At 70.9% G+C, this 22,792-nt stretch carries 19 protein-coding genes and 3 tRNA genes; 14 read left to right on the top strand and 8 right to left on the bottom strand.

Going from position 1 to position 22,792, the window contains the following annotated elements; translation table 11 throughout:
• The first annotated feature begins 4 nt into the window (after positions 1-4).
• Positions 5-823, top strand: a complete 819-nt coding sequence (locus LV79_RS03900; RefSeq protein ID WP_253832115.1) for a hypothetical protein — start codon at positions 5-7, stop codon at positions 821-823.
• Positions 824-826: 3 nt separating this feature from the next.
• Complete coding sequence (locus tag LV79_RS03895; protein WP_253832113.1) at positions 827-1,912, top strand: carboxypeptidase-like regulatory domain-containing protein; 1,086 nt, start codon at positions 827-829, stop codon at positions 1,910-1,912.
• 268 nt (positions 1,913-2,180) lie between these two features.
• Here LV79_RS03895 and LV79_RS03890 read toward each other — a convergent pair.
• Positions 2,181-2,265 (bottom strand) — tRNA-Ser (locus LV79_RS03890).
• Positions 2,266-2,291: 26 nt separating this feature from the next.
• On the bottom strand, positions 2,292-2,762 hold the full coding sequence (locus tag LV79_RS03885) for a MarR family winged helix-turn-helix transcriptional regulator (RefSeq protein WP_253832112.1): 471 nt from the start codon (positions 2,760-2,762) through the stop codon (positions 2,292-2,294).
• Between the two features lie 109 nt (positions 2,763-2,871).
• Between LV79_RS03885 and LV79_RS03880 the strand changes: the two genes are divergently transcribed.
• From LV79_RS03880 to LV79_RS03870, 3 genes are all read left to right on the top strand, one after another.
• Entirely contained in the window at positions 2,872-4,572 is a 1,701-nt protein-coding gene (locus LV79_RS03880) for a bifunctional metallophosphatase/5'-nucleotidase (protein ID WP_253832110.1), read from the top strand.
• 606 nt (positions 4,573-5,178) lie between these two features.
• Entirely contained in the window at positions 5,179-6,078 is a 900-nt protein-coding gene (gene ypfJ / locus LV79_RS03875; protein WP_253832108.1) for a KPN_02809 family neutral zinc metallopeptidase, read from the top strand.
• 149 nt (positions 6,079-6,227) lie between these two features.
• Complete coding sequence (locus LV79_RS03870; RefSeq protein WP_253832106.1) at positions 6,228-9,146, top strand: SdrD B-like domain-containing protein; 2,919 nt, start codon at positions 6,228-6,230, stop codon at positions 9,144-9,146.
• A gap of 55 nt (positions 9,147-9,201) precedes the next feature.
• On the opposite strand, the gene LV79_RS03865 is transcribed toward LV79_RS03870, so the two are convergent.
• Together LV79_RS03865 and LV79_RS03860 are read right to left on the bottom strand one after the other, a co-directional pair.
• A complete protein-coding gene (locus tag LV79_RS03865) occupies positions 9,202-9,357 on the bottom strand; it encodes a hypothetical protein (RefSeq protein ID WP_253832104.1) in 156 nt (51 codons plus the stop codon).
• Positions 9,358-9,430: 73 nt separating this feature from the next.
• A complete protein-coding gene (locus LV79_RS03860; RefSeq protein WP_253832102.1) occupies positions 9,431-10,675 on the bottom strand; it encodes an MFS transporter in 1,245 nt (414 codons plus the stop codon).
• Positions 10,676-10,830: 155 nt separating this feature from the next.
• Between LV79_RS03860 and LV79_RS03855 the strand changes: the two genes are divergently transcribed.
• Together LV79_RS03855 and LV79_RS03850 are read left to right on the top strand one after the other, a co-directional pair.
• A complete protein-coding gene (locus LV79_RS03855) occupies positions 10,831-11,520 on the top strand; it encodes a GntR family transcriptional regulator (protein WP_253832100.1) in 690 nt (229 codons plus the stop codon).
• A 52-nt stretch (positions 11,521-11,572) separates the two neighbouring features.
• Entirely contained in the window at positions 11,573-12,328 is a 756-nt protein-coding gene (locus tag LV79_RS03850) for a sulfite exporter TauE/SafE family protein (RefSeq protein WP_253835757.1), read from the top strand.
• Here LV79_RS03850 and hisC read toward each other — a convergent pair whose 3' ends face one another.
• On the bottom strand, positions 12,329-13,396 hold the full coding sequence (hisC, locus tag LV79_RS03845) for a histidinol-phosphate transaminase (protein ID WP_253832098.1): 1,068 nt from the start codon (positions 13,394-13,396) through the stop codon (positions 12,329-12,331).
• A 181-nt stretch (positions 13,397-13,577) separates the two neighbouring features.
• On the opposite strand from hisC, the gene LV79_RS03840 reads away from it, so the two are divergent.
• Together LV79_RS03840 and LV79_RS03835 are read left to right on the top strand one after the other, a co-directional pair.
• Positions 13,578-14,249, top strand: coding sequence for a dienelactone hydrolase family protein (locus LV79_RS03840; protein WP_253835755.1), 672 nt, complete (start codon positions 13,578-13,580; stop codon positions 14,247-14,249).
• Positions 14,246-15,016: an ESX secretion-associated protein EspG gene (locus LV79_RS03835; protein ID WP_253832096.1), complete on the top strand. Its 771-nt coding sequence runs from the start codon at positions 14,246-14,248 to the stop codon at positions 15,014-15,016. Before LV79_RS03840 ends, LV79_RS03835 begins: the two co-directional genes overlap by 4 nt.
• Before the next feature lie 31 nt (positions 15,017-15,047).
• Here the strand turns inward: LV79_RS03835 and LV79_RS03830 are convergent, their stop codons facing one another.
• Entirely contained in the window at positions 15,048-15,701 is a 654-nt protein-coding gene (locus tag LV79_RS03830; RefSeq protein ID WP_253832094.1) for a CoA transferase subunit B, read from the bottom strand.
• Between the two features lies 1 nt (position 15,702).
• The gene (locus LV79_RS03825) at positions 15,703-16,467 is read right to left on the bottom strand and encodes a CoA transferase subunit A (RefSeq protein WP_253832092.1); all 765 of its coding nucleotides are present in this window, start codon (positions 16,465-16,467) and stop codon (positions 15,703-15,705) included.
• 78 nt (positions 16,468-16,545) lie between these two features.
• Between LV79_RS03825 and LV79_RS03820 the strand changes: the two genes are divergently transcribed.
• The 5 genes from LV79_RS03820 (at position 16,546) to LV79_RS03800 (ending at position 20,193) form a co-directional block, all read left to right on the top strand.
• Entirely contained in the window at positions 16,546-18,330 is a 1,785-nt protein-coding gene (locus LV79_RS03820; RefSeq protein WP_301320635.1) for a phosphatidylglycerol lysyltransferase domain-containing protein, read from the top strand.
• Positions 18,331-18,399: 69 nt separating this feature from the next.
• Positions 18,400-18,489, top strand: a tRNA-Ser gene (locus LV79_RS03815).
• A 35-nt stretch (positions 18,490-18,524) separates the two neighbouring features.
• Positions 18,525-18,597 (top strand) — tRNA-Arg (locus LV79_RS03810).
• A gap of 71 nt (positions 18,598-18,668) precedes the next feature.
• Entirely contained in the window at positions 18,669-19,355 is a 687-nt protein-coding gene (gene lepB, locus LV79_RS03805; protein ID WP_253832088.1) for a signal peptidase I, read from the top strand.
• A gap of 43 nt (positions 19,356-19,398) precedes the next feature.
• Positions 19,399-20,193: a TIGR02452 family protein gene (locus tag LV79_RS03800; protein ID WP_253832058.1), complete on the top strand. Its 795-nt coding sequence runs from the start codon at positions 19,399-19,401 to the stop codon at positions 20,191-20,193.
• Between the two features lie 345 nt (positions 20,194-20,538).
• Here LV79_RS03800 and LV79_RS03795 read toward each other — a convergent pair whose 3' ends face one another.
• Positions 20,539-22,461 (bottom strand): family 20 glycosylhydrolase, encoded by a 1,923-nt coding sequence (locus LV79_RS03795; protein WP_253832056.1) that lies wholly within the window; start codon positions 22,459-22,461, stop codon positions 20,539-20,541.
• Between the last annotated feature and the right edge of the window lie 331 nt (positions 22,462-22,792).

The following is a 22,792-nucleotide window of genomic DNA, read 5'->3' as shown; positions in this document are numbered from 1 at the left end:
TTTGATGATTGTTTCCGCGCGCCTCGCCGCGCGTCGTTCCCTTGCGCTGGTAGCGGCGGTCGCGTTGACCGCCACCCTCGCAGGCACCGCTCACGCCTCGGAAACCGAGGCTCCCGGGACCGGGACCTCAGTGGTCGAGACCACTCCGGCACCCGCGGCTGAGGACCAGCCGCCCGCCCCGGAACCCGCCGCCCCGGCCCCCGTCGAGCCCGCTGCCCCGGCACCGGTCGACCCGGAACCCGTGACCGCCGAACCGGTCGCGCCCGCCGCCGAGTCCCCTGTGGACACCCCGGCGCCGGTCGAGTCCACTCCGGTCACCCCGGCCGAGACCGCGCCCGAGCCGACCCCGGCTCCCGCGGCGGCCGCCACCGCTCAGCTGTCCATCTCGGCCACCGTCGGCGCGGGCCCGTTCCTCGTCGGCAGGCAGTTCCCGGTCGTCGTCACCATCACCAACTCCGGCGACGCCGACGCCACCGACGTCCGCGCCGAGGGGTACAGCTCGGGGTACTTCTCGGTCGACTCGAACGACTGGGGTCAGCTCTCCACCTGGAACGGCGCGGGCGTCACCGTCGCGGCGGGCCAGAACCTGGTGGTGACCGTCGACGGCAGCGTCAGCGGGTGGAACGGCGCCGCGCCGGTCGCGGTCTTCGCCGTCCGGCAGGGCCAGAACCAGGTCGGCACCTTCCAGCTGCCGATCCCGGTCAAGGCACCCGACTCGGGTACCGACACCGTCGGCGGCACCGTGTTCGCCGACCGCGACGGCAACGGCTTCCCCGGCGCCGGGGAAGGCTTCGCGGGAATCAAGGTCAGCCTGTACGCGTAGGGCATGCCGGACACCAAGTCCACCACGACCGACGCCAGCGGCCGGTTCCAGTTCCCGAACCTCCCGATCCAGGTCTACAGCATCTCTGTCGACTCCGCGCCGGGCGGCTGGGTCATCGCGAACCGGTACGCCCAGGTCGAGGCCGACGGCGAAGGTTCGGCCGCGAACCTGTTGATGCGCGGCGTCCGCCCGCTCAGTGACAAGCTCACCGCGTCCATGCGGTTCACCAAGGACCTCTACCAGGTGGGCGACCGGGCCGAGATCGTGGTGACGCTGACCAACAAGGGCAGCCAGGACATCACCGGTGTCATCGCGGGCTGCGACCGCAGCGGCGGCGAGGGCCCCGAGCTGCGCGACGTCGACCTGGGTGAGCTGGAGTGGAGCCACGGCGTGACCGTGGCCGCGGGCCAGACCCGCACCTTCAGCATCACCGGCTCCATCTCCGACGAGACGGTCGAGTGGGGCGGCGTCGCCTACGACTGCGACTTCGGCCCCAACGTCCTGGAGAGCCCTGAGGGCTTCCCGATGGCCTCGGCCGTCGCCAGGGTGCCCGCGCCGAACACCGACCTGGCCCTCGAGTTCCACCAGGACCTCGACGACGACTGGCACAACTCCGACGACGAGCTCCTGCCGGGCATCGCGATCGGTCTCCGCGACGCCATCACCGGTGAGATCGTGCGCAAGGGCAGCACCGGCGCCAGGGGCGAGATCACCTTCAGCGACATCCCCGCGGGCCCGTACCGCATCGAGATCTACAGCGACTGGACCTTCGCCGACACCTTCTGGCGCGACTTCGGCACCGTCTTCGCGGGCTCCTGCGAACGCTGCGGCGCCATCAGCGTCCGCCTCATCCCCACCCCCGGCAACCCCGTCCCCCCGACGCCCGACACCAACCCCGTCGTGCCGGTGGTCAACCCCGTCACCCCCACCACCCCCGCCCCGCAGGCACGGGCAGCCATCACCACCACCGACTCCACCCTGGCCGACACGGGCGCCAACGTCACCACCCTGACCCTCTTCGCCCTCCTCACCCTCCTGGCAGGCGCCACCCTCACCCTCACCACCCGCAAGCGCCGCCCCACCGCCTAACCCCCGCAACACCAAAAGGGCGGCCCCCACCGGGGCCGCCCTTTCCATTTCTCCACCCACCGCACAACGCAACCACCGCACCGTGGGCGATAGCCCCATTGGTTACATACCTTGATGCGATGACCGAAGGTCGAGCGAACCCCGCTGGAGCCGCCACCCACCGCGCAACGCAACTACCGCACCGTGGGGGTCCGGGGGGTCGCCCCCCCGGTGTCAATGGCGGACGCCCAGGCCCACGCTTTCCGTGGGCATGGGTAGCCCAAGTCCGCGGAGGCGGAGGGATTTGAACCCCCGGACGGTTGCCCGTCTTCCGCTTTCAAGGCGGATGCATTCGGCCGCTCTGCCACGCCTCCAGTGGGGCCAGCCTAGTCGGTGGGGGTCAGGTGAGGTCCAGGTGTTCGATGACGCGCTCGAAGAGGCCCGCCATGACGCGTTGTTCCTCGGGGGTCATGAGGTCGACGAGGTGGGTGCGGACGCCGTCGACGTGGACGGGGGCGGCGGTGCGGAGGGTTTCCATGCCCTTGGGGGTGAGTTCGGCGATGACGCCGCGGGCGTCTTCGGCGCAGCCGACCCTGCGGACGAGGCCTGCTTTCTCGAGGCGGGAGATCTGGTGGGAGAGCCTGCTCTTGGACGAGGCGAGCTGGCCTGCCAGCTGGCTCATCCGCATCTGGCCGCCTTCGCGTTCGGACAACCGGACCAGCACCTCGTAGTCCGGCAGGGCCAGTCCGTGGTTCTCCTGCAGCTCGCGGTTGAGCTGCTGGCGCAGCAGTTCGCTGCCGATGACGTATGCCCGCCACGCGCGCATCTCGTCCGGTTCCAGCCACCGGGGTTCGGCTCGCACTGATGTCACGCGTCCAGGTTACGGCGTTCACCTGATGGCCCTGGTCCTAGCCATCCGGGGACGGCAGACTCCACCTCCTTCGCGCCGGGCGCGTGCCCGGTGCCTGGACGGAGGACTGATGATCGTCACGAAGCGGATCGCGGCCGTCGCGGCCGCGGTGGGGTTGGCGCTCTCCGGGTTTGCGGGGACCGCGTCCGCAGCCCCGGCTGCCACCACCGACCTGCGCTTGATCGCCTTCAACGACTTCCACGGCAACCTGCAGCCCCCTGCCGGTTCGTCCGGTCGGGTGACGTTGCCGAACGGGACCACGGTGGACGCCGGTGGCGCCGCGTACCTGGCCGCGCACGTGGCCCGGCTGCGCGGGCAGGCCCCGAACTCGCTGGTGCTCGCCGCGGGCGACAACATCGGCGCGTCCCCGCTGACCTCGGCGCTGTTCCACGACGAGCCGACCGTCGAGTTCATGAACAAGATCGGCACCGACGCCAGTGTGATCGGCAACCACGAGTGGGACGAGGGCTACGCGGAGCTGCTGCGGGTCCAGTTCGGCGGCTGCCACCCGACCGACGGCTGCCAGTTCCACCAGCCCTACCGCGGTGCCCGGTTCCCGTTCCTCGGCGCGAACATCACCTTCGACAACGGCCTGCCCGCGGTGCTGCCGGTGACCGTCAGGTTCGTCGACGGCATCCCGGTCGGGATCATCGGCGTCACGCTCAAGGACCTGCCCTCGGTGGTCACCCCCGAGGTCGTCAAGGGCTTCAAGTTCGGCGACGAGGTGCAGGCGCTCAACCGCACGTCCCGGCTGCTCGACCTCGCGGGCATCCGCACCCAGGTCGCGCTGGTGCACCAGGGCGACAGCACCGAGGGCGGCGGCCCGGACGACTGCCGCACCCTGCCCGGTCCGGCCCGCCAGATCGCGACGGCCGCGTCGCCGTCGATCGACGCGTTCTTCACCGGCCACAGCCACCAGCAGTACAACTGCGTGGTCACCGACCCGGCAGGCAAGCCGCGGCCGCTGATCCAGGGCGCCTCCTTCGGCCGCCTGCTCTCGGTCATCGACCTCAAGATCGACCGCAAGTCCCGCGACGTGGTGCGCACCGCGACCGTCGCGCACAACGAGGTCGTCACCCGCACCATCACCCCCGACGCCGGGGTGCAGGCCCTGGTCGACGAGGCCGTGGCCAAGGCAGGTCCGATCGCCAACCGCCAGGTCGGCACCATCACCGCCGACCTGGTCCGCGCCGCGGCCCCGTCCGGCGAGAGCCCGCTCGGTGACGTCATCGCCGACGGGCAGCTCGCGGCCACGCAGAGCAACCAGGCGCAGATCGCCATGACGAACCCGGGCGGCATCCGCACCGACCTCACCTACACCGGCTCCCCGGCCGGTGAGGGCCACGGTGTGGTCACCTACGGCGAGGCGTTCGCGGTCCAGCCGTTCGGCAACATCATGCAGACCATCACGCTGACCGGCGCGCAGCTCAAGACCGTGCTCGAGCAGCAGTGGCAGCCCCAGCCCAACGGCACGACCATCACCCGCTTCCTGCAGGTGTCGTCGACGCTGAACTACACCTGGTCGCAGTCGGGCACCCAGGGCAACCGGGTCTCGGGCATCACCGTCGGCGGCCAGCCGGTCGACCCGGCAGGCGCGTACCGGGTGTCGGTGAACAACTTCCTCGCCGCCGGTGGGGACGGGTTCACCGAGCTGGCCAAGGGCACCAACCTCACCGGTGGTCCGGTCGACCTCGACGCGTTCGCCGCGTACCTGACCGCCAACCCGAACCTGGCGCCGCCCGCGCCGACCCGGGTCACTGTCATCCCGTAACACCGGCACCACCAGCAACAGCAAGGGATCCGTGCGGCGGCTGTCCTCTGTGGGCAGCCGCCGCACTGTCCTCTCCGGACGCGTTACCGAAGTTCACCCGGTCCGGGGCGGGCGGTGGGGTTGTCCATCTGGGACAGCAGGCGCACCATGGTTGAAGACGGCCGGCTCGGGCGAGACCACACCGAACCACTCGGTCACCGCGCCCGCCGGGAAGGGGTAGGTGGTGCCGTGGCGAAGCAGACAAATCCCGTAATGGTCTGCCGCCTGCCGCAACCCCGCGGCTGAGCCGACAGCATCGGCTCGGCTGTGGACGAGTGCGGCGAGTTCGACGGATCTCCTCGAGTGCGCGGCACGCGACACGTGTCGGTCAGGCACCTCGACGATGTTGAACCCCGCATCGGGCGCGTCTCCTGATCCGCCCGGCTGGGCTCCACGCCAACCGCCGGAGCGGTGGGCCATTGCGACGTGACAACCCTGGGTGCGATCGCCGACGTCAGGCGGTCGCACCCAGGCGTCTGTCCGGGGCCGGTTCGGCACGGCCCCGGCCGCCCGCGCGCACTATCCTGTTGACCAAGGAGCACGGCGGCACGAAAAACGGGAGTGGTCGTGGAGTTCGACGACGGCGCTGGACTGGACACCTCCCAGGTCTCCGACGCCAGGGGGATCGGCGGCCGGGTGGCGCTCGGCGGCGGTGGCCTCGGGATCGTCGGCTTCATCCTGTACTTCGTGCTCTCCCAGCTGGGCGGGGTCCCGGCTGGCGCGCCGCTGAGCACCGACGCGGTCAGCGGCGGGGACACCGTCAGCAGCGGTGACCTGGCCAAGGAGTGCCGCACCGGCAAGGACGCCAACACCAAGCCGGACTGCGCCAGGGTCGCGCTGATCAACTCGATCCAGGGCTACTGGACCGACCAGTTCGCCCGCTCCGGCCGCACCTACGAGCAGGCCACCACCACGTTCTTCAGCGGCGGGGTCAACACCGCGTGCGGCAACGCCACCTCCGACGTCGGCCCGTTCTACTGCCCGGCCGACGGCAAGGTCTACATCGACCTGACCTTCTTCCGCGACCTGCAGACCCGCTTCGGCGCGCAGGGCGGCACCTTCGCCGAGGCCTACGTGCTCGCCCACGAGTACGGCCACCACGTGCAGAACCTGCTCGGCACCTCCGGCAAGGTCCGCGAGGGCACCGGCCCGACCTCCGACGGCGTCCGGCTCGAGCTGCAGGCCGACTGCTACGCCGGGGTGTGGGCCAACCACGCGACCACCACGCCGAGCGCCAGCGGCAGGCCGTTGATCCGGTCCATCTCCCAGGACGACGTGAACCGCGCGCTCGACGTCGCGGCCCGCATCGGTGACGACTTCATCCAGAAGAACCTCGGCGGCGGCAAGGTCGACGAGAGCCAGTTCTCGCACGGGTCCTCCGCGCAGCGCGAGCAGTGGTTCCTGACCGGCATCAACGGCGGCAACCCCACCGAGTGCGACACCTTCGGAGCGCGCGACCTCGGCTGATCGGCGGCAGCTCGCGGCGGGGTGATTGCTGGCGCAACCGGACATATGCCTAGAATGCCCGGGATAGCAATTGTTCCGCGCGGCGTGGGTTTCGGGGGAACCCATCGGGGCGTTGTGCGGCTGAAGATTCTGGGGAGAGTCGAAAAACAGTGCGCCGCACCTCCGTGCGCCGAGCGGTGTCCCGCTTCGGCGTGGTCGCTGCCGCGTTAGCCATGACCGGGACCCTCGCCGTGCCCTCCGCCAACGCGCAGGACACGACCGAGCCCTCCCCGACGGCGACCGAGCAGCCGACCGAACAACCGCCGCCACCTGCGGCAACCACCCCGGTGGACGTCCCGCCGACCACCCCGGTGGAAACCCCCACCGAGCAGCCGACCACCCCGCCGACCGATCCGGTCCCGACCACCCCGGTCGAGCCGGTGCCGTCGACGGAGAACCCGCCGGTGCGGCCGCCGGAGCCGACGCCGCCGGTGGTCATCCCGGTCCCGGGCGCGCAGGAGCCGGTGCCGAACAAGCCCGCGCCCGCTGCCCAGACCACGACGGCGGCGATCAAGGCCGACGTCAGCGTCTCGGTCACCTTCGACAAGACGCGCATCACCCCGTCCGACACCGTCGGCGTGACGCTGAAGCTCACCAACAAGAGCGCGGTGCCCGCCAACGGTGTCCGGCTCGACTACAGCGGGAAGTTGGTCCCCTCCAGGGAGATCAGCCCGTTCCTGCGCCCGTGGGGCGAGGGGATCGGCGCCGGGGCGACCAGGACGATCAACCTGACCGCGCGCGTCGACGACGTGGAGAACGGCAAGGTCGACCTGACCTTCACCGCGATCGTCCCCGACGGCGACGCGAACCCCGCGGACAACACCGCGACCGCCTCCGCCGAGGTCGACGTCGCCCCCACCGGCCACTTCGGCGGCTTGGTCTACCTCGACTCCGACTCCGACGGCGTCCCCGACCCCAATGAGGGCTCCCAGAGCGTCCTGGTCAGGGTCAAGGGCGCCGACGGGTCCACTGTGGAGCGATACACCGGCGCGAACGGCCGGTTCGACTTCCCGGACCTGGCCAAGGGCCGCTACACCGTCAGCTACACCCCGGCGGACGCCCGGGTGCGGATCGCGGGTGTGACCGGGTCGGCGACGGAGGCGCTCTACATCTCCGGCGACGCCTACGCCGACGTCCGCGTGCGGGCCTGGCTGGACACCACGACCTCGCTGACCGCCCGGTTGACCTTCGACAAACCGCGCTACACCGCTGGTGCGGCGGTGAAGGCGACGCTGATCCTCACCAACCGGCACCCGAGGGCGCTGACCGGTCTCAGCCTCGCGTGCCACCCGCAGGGACTCGGCACCAGTGCCGCCTGGGGCGACCTGCGCCCCGGTACCGGGGGTGTGACGCTGGCAGGCAACAGCACGGTCGCCTACACCATCGAAGACATCGTGCCCGCCGACGCCGCGAACACCGGCTACGTCGTCGCCGACTGCGACATCGCCACCCAGCAGGAGCCCACGATCATGGTGAGCGTGCTGGCCGAGGCGCAGGTCGACGGGGTGCTGGGAGGCGGTTCCGGCCTGATCTACGTGGTGGAGGACGGCGAGAACTGGCTGCTGCCCGATGTCACCGTGCGGCTGCGCGACCGGGCGACCGGGCGGATCGTCGCCACCACCACCTCCGACGAGGACGGCAACGTCAACTTCTCCGGCGTCCCGGTCGGTGTCTACGCGATCCTGGCGGACGGCCCGATCCGCTTCGACACACCGCTGGGCTCGCCGCTCTTGTTCCCGATCACGGCGCCGAGCGGGGGCCGCCTGTACCTGCCGGTCGTGCTCGACTGGGAGCACGAGGGGCAGTACCCCGACGTCCAGGCCGACGTCCGGCTGGACAAGGCCGAGTACCTGACCAGCGACGAGGTCCGCGCCACGATCACCATCCGCAACAACGGTGACGCGCCTGCGACCGGGGTCAAGGTGGCGTTCGAGCAGGCCACCGCCGTCTCGCTGCGGGTGGTCGACCGCGGCGGGCTGCCGGTCGAGCAGGGCATCACCCTCGCGCCGGGTGAGACCCGTGAGTTCGTGGTGACCGGCTTCGCCAACCCGGCCGCGTCTGCCCCGGTCGTCGTCGAGGGGACCGTCGCCGTGGACGGCGCCGACTACGACCGGTCGAACAACGCCTTCCGCGCCAACGCCAACGTCACCTACGCGACCGGCGACTACACCGGCGTGGTCTACCTCGACCTCGACGGCGACCGCGTCGTCGACCCGGGCGAGGGCCTCCCGAATGTCATGGTGACCGCGTCGGCCTCGGCCGGGAACTGGTTCATGGACCGGATGACCGACTCCGAGGGCCGGTTCTCCTTCGCAGGCGTTCCCGCTACCCGGTACGCGGTCATCTACGGTGCCCCCGGGGACGACGTCGAGATCGTCGGCGAGTCGGGCCAGGGGAACAAGGACTACGTCGTGGTGACGAGCGCGGGTTACGACGCGTCGATCCGCGCGGTGCAGGTGCTGAACAAGCAGCTGGACGCGTCGGTCACCTTCGACCGCGCGACCTACCACCCCGGTGACACCGCGCAGTTCACGTTCACCTTCACCAACAAGGGCAGCAAGGAGCTCACCGGTGTCGGTGTGCGCGGCATGCGCGCCGACGGCGACTTCCAGGCCCAGTCGCACTGGGAGCCGATCGGTCCCGGTCAGCCGGGGCTGACCCTGGCGCCGGGCGCGACGAAGACGGTCACCGTGACCGGCACCATCCCGGCGCGGCTCGGCCGGGTGCTCATCGGCGTCATGGTGGTGGCCGACGGCTACTCGACCAGCACCGGCACGGTGGACATCTCCGCCACGGCCGAGGTCGTCGCGGTCCCCAGGCAGCCGGTGGACTCCGGGGCGGTCACCCCCGGCACCAAGCAGCCCGCGGTCCAGGGCGGCGTGACCCCGCGCGGCACCAGCGGCACCACCGGCGGCGGGCTCGCCGACACCGGTGCCGGCGTCATCGGGCTCGGGTGGTTCGGGTTCGTGGCTCTGGTCCTGGGTGCGGGGGCTGTGCTCAGCACCCGCCGCAGGCAGCACCTCGCGTGATCTAGGCAGAACAGTGGGGGGCGGCGCCGGGTTGGCACCGCCCCCCACTGCTTTCTCAGCCCAGCAACACGAACAACGACACCGTCGCGAGTGAACCGAGCACGAAGCCGGTCACCGCCAACTGGCCGAACAGCTCCGCCCTGCCGAGCAACCACAGCGCGCCGAGGCACGCGAACAACACGCCGAACGCGATCATCGCTAGGTCTGACATGGCTAACCCCCTGGTGGGAACACCGCCCCTGGGACGGCACCTGCCTTCCACTCGCCGTGCACGGACACTCCTCTCAGGACAGTTCGTGGTCTTTCGTTTCCGGTAGCCAGAACAGGGAGACGAATGCGAGGCCGTAGGCGACCGCGCCGAACGCCATCGCCCCGCCGATGCCGTAGCGCAGCGCGATGAAACCGATGGCGGCCGGGAAGAAGGCGCCGACGGCGCGGCCGAAGTTGTAGGTGAAGCCGGGACCGGCACCCCTGGCCCGGCTGGGGTAGAGCTCGGCCAGGTACGCGCCGAAGCCGGAGAAGATCGCCGACGAGCAGAAGCCGAGCGGGAAGCCCAGGTACATCACGTACCCGCCGACCGAGCTGGGCAGTTGCGTGTAGGCGAGCAGCAGCGCCGCGGCCAGCACGGCGAACAGCCGGAAGGTCGCCTTGCGGCCCAACCGGTCGGCGAACTGGCCGCCGGTGAGGTAACCGAGGAAGGCGCCGCTGATCAAGAACGTCAGGTAGCCGCCGGTGCCGATCACGGTGAGACCGCGCTCCTTGCTCAGGAACGCCGGTAGCCAGGTCGCCAGCGTGTAGTAGCCGCCCTGGCAGCCCGTCGCCAGCAACGACGCGAACACGGTGCGGCGCACCAGGTCCCTGCGGAAGATCGCCTTGAGCGAGCCCTTCGCCTTCTCCCTGGAGAACACCGGCGCGTCCTCGATGCCGCGCCGCAGGTAGATCACCAGCAGCGCGGGCAGGGCGCCGGTGAAGAACAGCACCCGCCAGCCGGTCTCCGGGTCGGCCACGCTGAACACCACTGTCGACACCAGCGCGGCGAGACCCCAGCCGACCGCCCACGAGCTCTGCACCAGCGCCGCCGCCCGGCCCCGGTGTGCGGCGCCGACGTACTCGGCGACCAGGATCGCGCCCGTCGCCCACTCGCCGCCGAAGCCGAGGCCCTGGAGGGCGCGCATCGCCAGCAGCGTCTCGTAGTTGGGGGCGAGCCCGCACAGCGCGGTGAACACGGCGTAGGTGATGACCGTGATCATCAGGGTCCTGACCCGGCCGAGCCGGTCGGCCAAGACCCCGGCGGCGACCCCGCCGACCGCGGAGAACACCAGGGTCGTGGTCGAGAGCAGCCCGGTCTGCCCGGTGTTGAGCCCGAACGTGGCCGCGATGGCGGTGAGGCCGAGCGGCAGGACCCAGAAGTCGTAGGAGTCGAGCCCGTAGCCGAGGAATGCCCCGACCACCGCCTTGCGCCCGCGTCCGGGCAGGTCCCGCCACCAGTGCCCCCGCCTGGTGGCCTCGTGCTCCGTCGTCTGTGCCATCACTCACCCCACTCGGTCGCTCACCTGCTGTGTCGACCCCAGTGTGGCGATTGTTCAACAATATGACAATACTTCAATTGGACGATCCTTCGAGTGAACCGTAGGATTGTTGAACGATCTGCTAACCGGGGGATCGCGAGAGTGGGAGGGTGCGGGTGAGTGTCGAGGACGCGGTGGGCAGGCTGCGGGACCTGGTGGGTTTGCGGCGGCGGGTGCACGGGACGGCGGCCGAGGTCGCCGCCGACGCGCTGCGCGAGCTGATCATGGAAGGCGGGCTGCGGCCGGGTGACCGGGTGGTCGAGGAGTCGCTGCTCGGCCCGCTCGAGGTGTCCCGCAACACGCTGCGCGAGGCGTTCCGGCTGCTGGCGCACGAGAAGCTGGTCGAGCACAAGGTCAACCGGGGCGTGTTCGTCCGCGCCCTCACCGCCGACGACGTGCGCGACCTGTTCACCGTCCGGGTGCTGATCGAGCTGACCGCGCTGCGCCGCTCCCGCGAGGCCGACTGGACCGCCATGAGCCAGGCCGTCGCCAAGGGCAAGGCGTGCGCGAAAGCCCACGACTGGCTCGGCGTCGGCACCGCGAACATGCGCTTCCACAAGGCGATCGTCGCCTCGGTCGGCAGCGCGCGGCTCGACGAGCTGATGGGCCAGCTGACCGCCGAGCTGCGCCTGGGCTTCCACGAGATGGGCGACCCGCGCGCGTTCCACGAGAAGTACCTGACCCGCAACGCGGGCATCGTCGACGCGGTGTCGGGCGGGGACGTGGAGGGCGCGGTCGGCCTGCTGCACGAGTACCTCGACGACGCCAAGACCGAGATGCTCGCCGCGTTCAGCAGCGACCGCTAGGTCCGGCCACTAGGGTCGACCGGGTGCGGATGATCGGACCTGTCCAGTGACGCTGACCTTCTGGGAGGGCGTCCTGGTCTTCGTTGCCGGGATGCTCGCCGGGGGCATCAACTCCGTGGTCGGCTCCGGCACCCTGATCACGTTCCCCGTGCTGCTCGCCGTCGGCTACCCGCCGGTGGTCGCCAACGTCTCCAACGGCATGGGCCTGGTGTTCGGCTCGGTGTCCGGCGCGATCGGCTACCGGGACCACCTCGTCGGCCAGCGCCCCATCCTGCTGCGGCTCGGCGCCGTCGCCACCGTCGGCGGCGCCTGCGGTGCCGTGCTGCTGCTCGTCCTGCCGCCCGGCGCGTTCGAGGCGATCGTCCCCGCGCTGATCGCCGTCGCGCTGGTGCTGGTCGTGCTCCAGCCGTGGCTGGCGCGGAAACTGGCCGACCGCCAGGGCGACCGGCACCCGCACGGCGGCATCGCGCTGCTGGCGGGCACCTTCGTCGTCGGCGTCTACGGCGGCTACTTCGGTGCCGCGCAGGGGATCCTGCTGATGGGGGTCATGGGGATCCTGCTCAGCGAGTCGCTGCAGCGGGTCAACGCGATCAAGAACGTGCTGGCCGCCGTGGTGAACCTGGCCTCGGGCATCGTCTTCGTGTTCGTCGCCGATGTCGCGTGGCTCGCGGTCGCGCTGATCGCCGTCAGCTCGACCATCGGCGGGGTGCTCGGCGCGAAGGTGGGCAAGAAGCTCTCGCCCACCGTCCTGCGCGGCGTCATCGTCGTGGTCGGGACCGCGGCGATCCTGCAGCTGCTGCTGAAGTGATCAGCCGCTGAACGCCTTGGCGGCGCTGAGGAACAGGTCGTTCTCCTCGGGTGTCCCGATGGTCACCCGCGCACCGTCACCGGCGAACGCGCGCACCACGACCTTGTGGTTGAGGCAGTGCTCGTTGAACTCGGCGGTCCGCTCGCCCAGCGGCAGCCACACGAAGTTCGCCTGCGTCTCCGGCACCTCGTAGCCCAGCGCCAGCAGCTCCGCGCGCACCCGGCCGCGCTCGGCCACGATGTCGCGGCAGCGCGCCAGCAGCTCGTCCTCCGCCGCCAGCGAGGCCAGCGCCGCCACCTGCGCGATCGCGTTCACGCCGAAGGGCACGAACACCTTGCGCACGGCCTCGGTGACCGACTCCGGCGCGACCAGGTAGCCGACCCGCAGGCCTGCCAGCCCGTACGCCTTGGAGAAGGTCCGCAGCACCGCCACGTTGTCGCGGCCGCGCGCCCACTGCTCCTTGGCGATCACCACGCCGTCCGGGACCTCCGGGTCGTCGACGAACTCGCGGTAGGCCTCGTCGATCACCACGAGCACGTCGCTGGGCACGGCGTCGATGAACCGCTCCAGCTCGGCGCGGGTCAGCGCGGTGCCGGTCGGGTTGTTCGGGGTGCAGACGTAGACCAACCGGGTGGCCGGGGTGACCGCGGCGATCATGGCGTCGATGTCGAGGGCGTGCTCCGCGGTCAGCGGCACGCGGACCTGGCTGGCGCCGACCACGTGGGTGAGGATCGGGTACGCCTCGAACGAGCGCCACGGGAACAGCACCTCGTCGGCCTCGGTGCAGGTGGCCTGGATGAGCTGCTGGCACAGCGTCACCGACCCGCACCCGACGGCCACCTGGGACGGTTCGACGCCCAGCTTCGCCGCCAGCGCGGCGACCAGCTCGGTCGCGCCGCTGTCCGGGTAGCGGTTGATCCCCGCAGCCGCCGCCGCGATGGCGGTCACCACGCTGGGCAGCGGGCCGAGCGAGACCTCGTTGCTGGCCAGCTTCACCGCCCCGGCGACGCTCTTGCCCGGGATGTAGCCGGGCAGCGAGTCCAGGTCAGCGCGGGTACGCACGGTCATCGGGGCTCCTCGTCGGTCCACAGTGGCGGCCCGCAGCCGGCCGCTGTCCCGCATGCTACCGAGCGGACACGGGTGTTCGTTCTCCGTGCACTGCTGACCGGGTGAAAATGGCCGTTTCCTGCGGACGGGTGAGCGTGTGATCACGTTGACTGTTATTAACCCCGGCATGGTTGGGTATGTCATGGCCCAGACCCGCACTGAGGACTTCCGGCTCGCTGACGGCCGTGCGCTGCGCCTCACCTACGCCGAACCCGACGGGGTGACCAGAGGCGGTCTCGTCGTGCTGCACGAGGCCAGGGGGATCACCGACACCACGACCGCCATGGTGGCGCGGCTCGCGGGCGAGGGCTGGCTGGTCGTGGTCCCGCACCTGTACCCGGGCGAGGCGGGCTCGGCCGAGATCGGCCACGACGAGGCCAGGGACAAGGTCAGCGGCCTGTCCGGCGACTCGGTGCTGGCCGCGACCGACATCGGGTTCGCCTGGCTGGCCGAGCACGGCCTGGCCGCGGACCGGATCGGCGTCATCGGCTTCGAGCTGGGCGGCTCGGTCGCGCTGGTGGTCGCCGCCAGCCGCAACATCGGTGCCGCCGTCACCGTCTCCGGCGGCGGGATCCTGGAGCCGCTGTCCGAGGGCCTGCCCGCGCTGATCGAGGTGGCGGGCGAGCTGCGCGTGCCGTGGCTGGGCCTCTACCGCGACGACAGCGACCAGGCGATGCTGCAGCAGGTGGAGAAGCTGCGCGAGGCGGCCAGCACCGCCAAGATCGCCACCGACGTGGTCCGCTACCAGCCGGAGCCCGGTGCCCCCGAGGCGTGGCAGCGCGCCCTCAACTGGTTCGACGCGCACCTGCGGTGAAGATCGCATCGCTGACGCTGGTCGAGTTCGACCTGCTCTGGGAGTCGCTCGGCCGCTCGGACCGCCCGTACCCGCTCGACGTGCCGTCCTTCGGCGAGACCACCGACGAGCGCGACCAGCTGCGCAAGGAGGTCGTCGAGGGCCTCGTCGCGCGCGGCCTGCACGACGGCGCCGACGTCGACCGGGAGCTCGAGGACTCGCTGACCCTGCTCGCCCAGCACGACTACAGCGTCGACGGGCTGCTCTCCGTCGGTCGGCACGTGCGGGTGCTCGGCGCCGGTCGCGGCAGCCGCACCGCCCTGGCTGTGCAGACGGGGGAGCGCATCCGCATCGGGCAGCTGCGCGGTGGCGGGGTGGTCGCCGAGATCATGGCGCTGCTGCCCGACGCCGAGCCGGGCCCGGGTACCGCGGTGACGCTGCGCAAGTCCGTGTTCCACGACGCCATCGACGCCTACGTCGAGACCGGGTTCGGCGGGCTGGAGACGGTGCTCAACCAGGGCGGCCTGACCGGGCGCGACATGCGCACCATCGCGACCCTGGTGGAGAACTCGCGGCACGGCGGCGGCCAGGTCGCGGCCAACAGCCTGGACCGGGTGGGCAGGCGCACGCGCACCGATGTCGTCAACTGGTTCGACACGACCGCGGGCCGCTACCTCGCGCTGCCGACCAGGCGCGACGGGGTCGACTGGCTGACCCTCGCCCCGGCCGACGCGCCCAGGCTGACCCAGCGGCTGCGCGAGCTCGTCGCCTCCGTCGCCCCGCGTTGAGGGGGCGGGTCGGCCCCCGCCCCCGAACGCGCTAGACGGCGGCTTCCACCACGTCGTCGACGACCAGCTCGGGCTCGGTCTTCGCGCGGACCTCGTCCACGCTGACCCCGGGGGCCACCTCGCGCAGCACCAGGCCGTCGTCGGTGATGTCGATGACCGCCAGGTCGGTGATGATCCGCTGGGCCACGCGCAGGCCGGTGTAGGGCAGCGAGCACTCGTTGACGATCTTGTACGAGCCGTCCTTGGCGACGTGCTCCATCAGCACGATGACCTTCTTGGCGCCGTGCACCAGGTCCATCGCCCCGCCCATGCCCTTGACCATCTTGCCGGGGATCATCCAGTTCGCGATGTCACCGACCTTGGACACCTGCATGGCGCCGAGGATCGCGGCGTCCACCTTGCCGCCGCGGATCATCCCGAACGACAGCGCGGAGTCGAAGAAGGACGCGCCGCGGCGGACGGTCACCGTCTCCTTGCCCGCGTTGATCAGGTCGGCGTCCTCCTCGCCAGCCCACGGGTAGGGGCCGACACCGAGGATGCCGTTCTCCGACTGGAGCACGATCTCGACGTCGTCGGGGACGTAGTTCGGCACCAGCGTCGGCAGGCCGATGCCCAGGTTGACGTAAGAGCCGTCAGACAGCTCTGCCGCGGCGCGGGCCGCCATCTGCTCGCGGGTCAGTCCCATCTCACGCCTCCTTGGTACGGACGGTCCGGCGCTCGATGCGCTTGTCCACGGCCTCTTCCGGCGACAGCAGCACGACGCGCTGCACGAAGATGCCGGGCAGGTGGACCTCACCGGGGGCCAGCTCGCCCGGCTCCACCAGCTCCTCCACCTCGGCGATGCTGATCCGGCCCGCCATCGCGCACAGCGGGTTGAAGTTCTGCGCGGAGTCGCGGAACACGAGGTTGCCGTGCCGGTCGCCCTTCCACGCGCGCACCAGGCCGAAGTCGGTGGCGATCGCCCGCTCCAGGACGTAGTCGTGCCCGTCGAACTCGCGCACCTCCTTGGCCGGGGAGGACACCGAGACGTTGCCCGCGTCGTCGTAGCGCCACGGCACCCCACCGTCGGCGACCTGCGTCCCGACCCCCGTCCGGGTGAAGAACGCCGGGATGCCGGAGCCGCCCGCGCGCAACCGCTCGGCCAGCGTGCCCTGCGGGGTCAGCTCCACCTCCAGCTCACCGGAGAGGTACTGCCGCGCGAACTCCTTGTTCTCGCCGACGTAGGAGCTGGTCATCCTGCTGATGCGCTTCTCGCGCAGCAGCAGGCCGAGGCCCCAGTCGTCGACGCCGCAGTTGTTCGACGTGACCTCGAGGCCGGTGACGCCCTTCTCGAGCAGCGCCTGGATGAGGGCGCTCGGGATGCCGCAGAGGCCGAACCCGCCGACGGCGAGGCTCGCGCCGTCCGGGATGTCGGCCACCGCCGCAGCGGCGTTCGGGACGACTTTGTCCATGTGTGTGCCCCTCCTTCTGGGTGTGGCACCGGCGACTCTAGCGGGGCGGACGCCGTGGCCGATGTGTTCGAGATCGCCATGAATCGCCGGGGCCCGGTGGGCGAGGACACTGTGCTCGTGGGTGTCGAGGACGAGGGCCGCCAGCCGCGGCCCAGTGGTGACGGTCGCCGGTGGCGGCCCAGTGACGAACTGACGCTGCGACTGCTGACCTGGGCGGCCCGGGTGGTCGGGTTGCTCGCGGTCGTCTCGGTCGTGCTCCCGGTCGGCCGCCGCAGGCTGCGCGACACGATCGGCGGCTGGCTCGACCTGCCGACCGAGGCCACCGTCGCGGCCGGTGTGGTGGCCCTGGCCAGCGGCGTCATGCTGCTGATGCTCGCCACCGCGCTGCGCAGGCGCAAGCGCAGGGCCTGGCAGGTCGCCGTCGGGGTCACCGGCCTCATCGCGCTCGCGCACCTGGGCTGGCGGCACGGCATCGGCTCCGGGGTCACCGCGCTCGTGCTGTGCGTCGCGCTGATCGCCACCCGCGGCCACTTCACCGCCAAGGCCGACCCGGTGCACGGCAAGTGGCGGGCGGTCCGGGTCACCGTGCAGCTGCTGCTGGCCGGGTTCCTGGCCAACCTGGTCCTGCTCAGCAGCACCCCGGCCCGGTTCACCGGGGGTGCCCCGCTGGGTGACCGCGCGCTGCACGCGCTGCTCGCCCTCATCGGCGTGTCCGGCCCGGTGGACCCGGTGCCCTGGCTCGACGACCTCACCGCCGCCGTCGGCCTGTCCTTCGGCATCGGCGCGCTGCTGCTCGGCGGCTACTTCCTGCTGCGCTCCGCCGAACCCAAGCCCGGCCTGGCACCGGACGCGGAGTGGCGGCTGCGGGAACTGCTGTCCGCGCGCGGCGCCGAGGACTCGCTCGGCTACTTCGCGCTGCGCAGGGACAAGTCGGTCGTGTTCTCCCCGTCCGGCAAGGCCGCGGTGCCGTTCCGGGTCCTCGCCGGGGTCGCGCTCGCCTCCGGTGACCCGCTCGGCGACATCGAGGCGTGGCCGGGCGCCATCGAGGTGTTCCTCGCGGGGTGCCGGGAGAACGGCTGGGTCCCCGCGGTCATCGGCTGCTCGGAGCGCGGCGCCACCGTGTGGGTCCGCTACGGCCTCGACGCCATCGAGCTGGGCGACGAGGCCATCGTCGACACCACCACCTTCACCCTCGACGGCCGCTCCATGCGCGGAGTCCGCCAAGCCGTCGCCAAGCTCCGCCGGGCCGGGTACGGGGTCCAGGTCCGCCGCTCGGCCGACCTCGACGAGACCGAGCGCGCCGAACTGTCCACCCTGGCCGAGCGCTGGCGCGGCACCGAGACCGAACGCGGCTTCTCCATGGCGCTGTCGCGGTTGGCGGGCCCGGACGACCCGGACTGCGTCCTGGTCACCGCCGCCCGCGAGGGTGAGGTCGCAGGCGTGCTGCAGTTCGTCCCGTGGGGCCGCGACGGCCTCTCCCTCGACCTCATGCGCCGCGACCGGGCGGTGGGCGACAACGGCCTCAACGAGCTGATGATCGCCGACCTGCTGGCCGCCTGCCCGGACCTGGGCGTCACCCGGGTCTCGCTCAACTTCGCCGTCTTCCGCGCCGCCCTCGAGCGCGGCGGCCGCATCGGCGCGGGCCCGGTCGCCCGCCTCTGGGCCAAGGCGCTGCGCGTGGGCAGCCGGTGGTGGCAGATCGAGACCCTCTACCGGTTCAACGCCAAGTTCGCCCCCACCTGGAACCCCCGCTTCCTGGTCTTCCCCGCTGTCCGGGACCTCCCCCGAGTCGCCATCGCCGCGATCGAGGCCGAGGGCTTCGGAGGCCGCCCACCAGCGCTTTTGCGAGCCCTGCGACGCTGACCGGGGGGTGTTTTGCCCTGCGCGCGGACACCTGTGTAGTCTTACCTCCCGAGCGGCCAAGGGGCCCCGGGAGGCTTCGCCTAGTCTGGTCTATGGCGCCGCACTGCTAATGCGGTTGGGGTTCAAAGCCCCTCCCGGGTTCAAATCCCGGAGCCTCCGCTGTACACCCAGCTCGCTGGGTGACAACTGAACAAGCACCCGTAGCTCAACGGATAGAGCATCTGACTACGGATCAGAAGGTTAGGGGTTCGAATCCCTTCGGGTGCACGCCAAGACACCGCAGCGGGACTTTTCCCGGCTGCGGTTTCTTGTTCTCTGGTGGGGATCTGGGGGGATCAATGCGTGGTTCGGTGTTGCCCGTCGCCGTGATGGTGGTCGGCCTGGCGGTGTTGGCGCTGACGGTTGTCTTCGCGCCCAGCTATGACCGGTACGCGGAGCCGGGTGTGTCGATGGAGCCGACGATCCCGGCCGAGAGTTCGGTGACCGGGTTGGAGATCAGCGGCGACGAGGTGCGGCGCGGGGACATCGTGGTGTTCCCGGTCGACGTGTGGGCGGACTCCCGGGGATCGTCCGAGAAGCTGGTGAGGCGGGTCGTCGCCGTGGGCGGGGACACCGTCGCCTCGGATGACGAGGGGCGCGTCTCGGTCAACGGCAAGCCGATCTCGGAGGACTACACCGCGGCGGACCCCATGGCCCGGGCCTTCAGCGTGCAGGTCGACCAGGGCAAGGTCTTCGTGATGGGGGACAACCGGGGCAACTCCCGGGATTCCCGCTTGTACGTCACCCTCCCGGAGCGCGGCGGCATTCCCGCGTCCGCGATCACGGCGGTGGTGGTCAAGGTGGATGGAAAGACTCTTTCCGCGACCACCGCGTTCACCGCGGCCGGTCTCGACGGCGCCCCGACGGCTGACAAGTCCGACTGGTCCACCCCTGCATTGGCGGGCGGCGCATTGGTGTTCCTCGGCGGCGCGGCTTGGCTCGTGTTCGGCCTGAGCAGGCGCAAGCGGACGGTTGTCCAGGCCTGATACTCGATTGCGCGGTTCAGTCGGTCGGGTGACCATGGCCCGCGTGAGCAGTCGATTGCGGGGAATCGCCCGGGAAACGGTGGAGATCGCGGAGCGGGGGAGCTACGCGGGCCCGGTGGGCGATGTGGACATTCACGCGGCAGTGCGCCATGCGGTGGCCGGGACCAGGTTGTACCTGCCGGATGAGGTCGTGCCGGTTGACGCCAAGGTTGGTGTGGCCGAGGTCGAGGTGACCGGCGAGTCCACTTTGGCCGCTGCCCGCAGGTTGGGTGGTGACGTCGCGGCACTCGTGTTCGCCTCAGCCCGCAACGCGGGCGGCGGTTTCCTCAACGGCGCCCAGGCGCAGGAGGAGAGCCTCGCCCGCAGTTCCGCGCTGTACCCATGCTTGCGAGCGGCAGGGGACTTCTATGCGTACCACCGCGCCCACGAAGAACTCATCTACAGCGACCGGGTGATCTACTCGCCCCGGGTACCGGTATTCCGGGACGACAAGGGCACTTTCCTCCCCGACGCCTACCCGGTCACCTTCTTCACCGCCTCCGCCCCAAACCACGGCGCCGTCGCGCGCACCCAACCACACCACCTCCCCACGATCCCCGACCTCCTCACCCGCCGAGCCGCCCGCGTGCTTCAAGTAGCCGCCGCCAACAACCACCGCCGCCTACTCCTCGGCGCCTGGGGCTGCGGCGTCTTCGCCAACGACCCAGCCACCGTGGCCACGGCCTTCCACACCGCCCTCCGCGAAAACCCGTTCTTCGACCAGGTCACCTTCGCCGTCTACGACCGCCACCCCAACTCCGCCACCCGCACCGCCTTCACCAACACCTTCCAGCCCTGACCCACTCCCCACGCCACTCCCCACGCGGCCGTATTGCCACACCTGGCGCACCCGCCGCCCTGCTAGGCCGACGTCTTTCACCTGCGGTGCCCACCACCCCCGACGGCCACGTCCCGTGAAGCAGGCAAGCGCCGCCAGAGCCCGGCATCCGGAAGGCGGCAACCGACTTCGGCACGGGCGCTGGCGGGCCACTTTCCGTTGGCCGGGTTGAGGGAAGGCGTCGGGGAGCCGGGTGCGGGCGACTCCCCGACGCGTGGTCTCTGGTTGGCGGTGGGTGTGGCTGGTGGTGGGGTTTGGTTAGTGGTGGGTGTGGCTGGTGGTGGGGTTGGTCAGTCGTGGGTGTGGTTAGTGGCGGGCGTGGATGGTGAAGTGGGTGGTTGCTACGCCGGTGGGGGTTGTGATGGTGAGGGTGGCTCGGTAGGTGCCGGGGCGGGGGTAGCGGTGGTCCGGGGTGCTCGCCTTCCACAGGCCCGGCGCGGCTAGTGGGCCTGCCGGGGTGCTGGGGGTGACGGTGACGTCGGACTTGGTGCCGTCGCCGTAGTCGAGGGTGGCCAGGGGGGTACCGGCGGAGGGCGCGGTGAAACGGGCTACCTCGCCGCGGAGGGTGCGGGTGTGTTGGTCAGGGGCGGAGATGTCGGTGGTCCAGGGGATCGCCGGGCTGGGGCGGAAGTTGATCCCGGCGATGGTGAGCCTGCTGCCCAGCGACGACAGGCGGGCGGTGAAGTCGGCCAGGTTCCGGTCGGCCTGCGGGGTCCACCCGACCTCGGCGATGGACACCAGGCGCGGGTAGCTCAGCCACTCGGCCTGCGCCAGGCCGCGCACGGTCTCCGACCACAGCGGGGCCGTCACCCCGATCACGTCGGCCTCGGTCAGCCCGTCGCGGACCGGGAGCCAGTCGTAGTACCGGTCGAAGTCGCATGCGTTGCGGCAGGCCCAACTCAGCCCGATGGGGCTGGTCGGGTCGTACTTCTGGTCGAGGTACGTGGTTCCTGCCGGGGACATGACGACCTTCGCGCCCCTGGCCACCTGCTTGAGCACGTCCGCCAGCGTCGAGCCGCGCCAGAAGTGGATCACCGCGCCGGGTGGCAGGTCTACCGCGGCGTACTCGTTCCAGCCCATCGGCAGCTTGCCGAGCGCGGCCACCTCGGGCAGGAGTTCGCGCAGGTACCTGAGGTAGTTGTCGTGCCCGGTCACCAGTGCCTCGTCGCCGCCGATGTGCAGGTACGGACCCGGGGTCAGCGCGGCGATCTGGCGGAAGACGGTGCGCAGGAACTCGTAGGTGACCGGCGAGTTGGCGTCGAGCGTCGAGTACCCCACGTCGGCGGTGTTGTTCATCGGCTTGACCACGCCGTCGGGGTTCAACTTCGGGATCGAGGCCAGCGCGGCGTTGGTGTGGCCCGGCCCGTCGATCTCGGGGACCAGGGTGACGAACCTGGCCTTGGCGTGCGCGACGATCTCGGCGTAGTCGTGCTGGGTGTAGTACCCGCGGGTGGCCGGGCCGGTGCCGAGCTGGGTCCCGTTGGCGTAGATGTCGGCACCACCACGCGACCCGACCCGGGTGAGCGCGTCGTAGTCCAGCCCCGACGGGTTGTCCGCCGGTGTGCTGATCGCGATCCGCCACGCCTGGTCGTCGGTCAGGTGCAGGTGCAGCGTGTTGACCTTGAACCGCACGGCGGAGTCGATGTACCGCTTGATCTCGGCCACCGTCAGGTAGCTGCGGGCGACGTCGAGCATGACGCCCCGGTACCCGAACCGCGGGTAGTCGCTGATCCGCGCCGCCTGCGCCCGCCACGCTGTGCTGACCCTGGTCCGGCTCTCCGCCCACGCGGGCAGCAGCTGCCGGAAGGTCTGCACGCCGAGGAACAGGCCCGCGGGGGTGTCGGCGGAGATGGTCGCCGAGCGCTCGTCGGTCACCAGCCGGTACCCCTCGGCCTCGTGCCCCTCGGGTGCCTTGCCCCGACCGAGGTCGAGCACGATGTCGCCGCGCCGCGGACTCCGCCCGGTCACCGGCAGCCGGTACCCGGTGGCGGGCCGCAGCAGGTCACCGAGGTAGTCGCCGACCCGCTCGGCCCCACCCCTGGCGACGATGTGGCTGTCCTCGGTGAGGGTGAACGGAGCCCGCCCGGTCGCCACCGCCGTCACCGGACGGGGCAGCAACCGCTGCACGCCCGGTTCGACGGTCGCGATCGGCGCGGCTGGTGCCGCGGCTGCTGGGATCACCAGCAACGCCGCCGTGGCCACCACGACCGTGCGCCAAGTCCTGCGCATCGAACCCTCCCAGGCACGTCGGACAGATGGTCTAGACCATAAGAAGTTTGATCAAGGCACGTCAATCACTCGGTCGGCCTAGTCCCGACCCGTCAACCCCCGGCCGCGTCCCATGATCGGACCAGCGAGAACCCGAGTTCGACCGCGCTGTCCGAAGTGGACAGCAATCTGCTGGACAACCGGCTGGTGCCCGTAGTCCTGATACCGCAAGGACTGCTGAGCCCAACCACCACCGTTCGAATTGGTACTGACGGGACCGCCGTCCGGCAACGGGTTGCCGGACACCAGCGGGCCGCAGATCACTCCAGACCGGCGCCACCCCGAACTGCTG

Origin of the sequence: Actinokineospora globicatena, from assembly GCF_024171945.1 — a bacterium.
GTDB lineage: Bacteria > Actinomycetota > Actinomycetes > Mycobacteriales > Pseudonocardiaceae > Actinokineospora > Actinokineospora globicatena.
The sequence above is the reverse complement of the archived record's forward strand: the minus strand, read 5'-3'. Positions and strand labels throughout refer to the sequence as shown.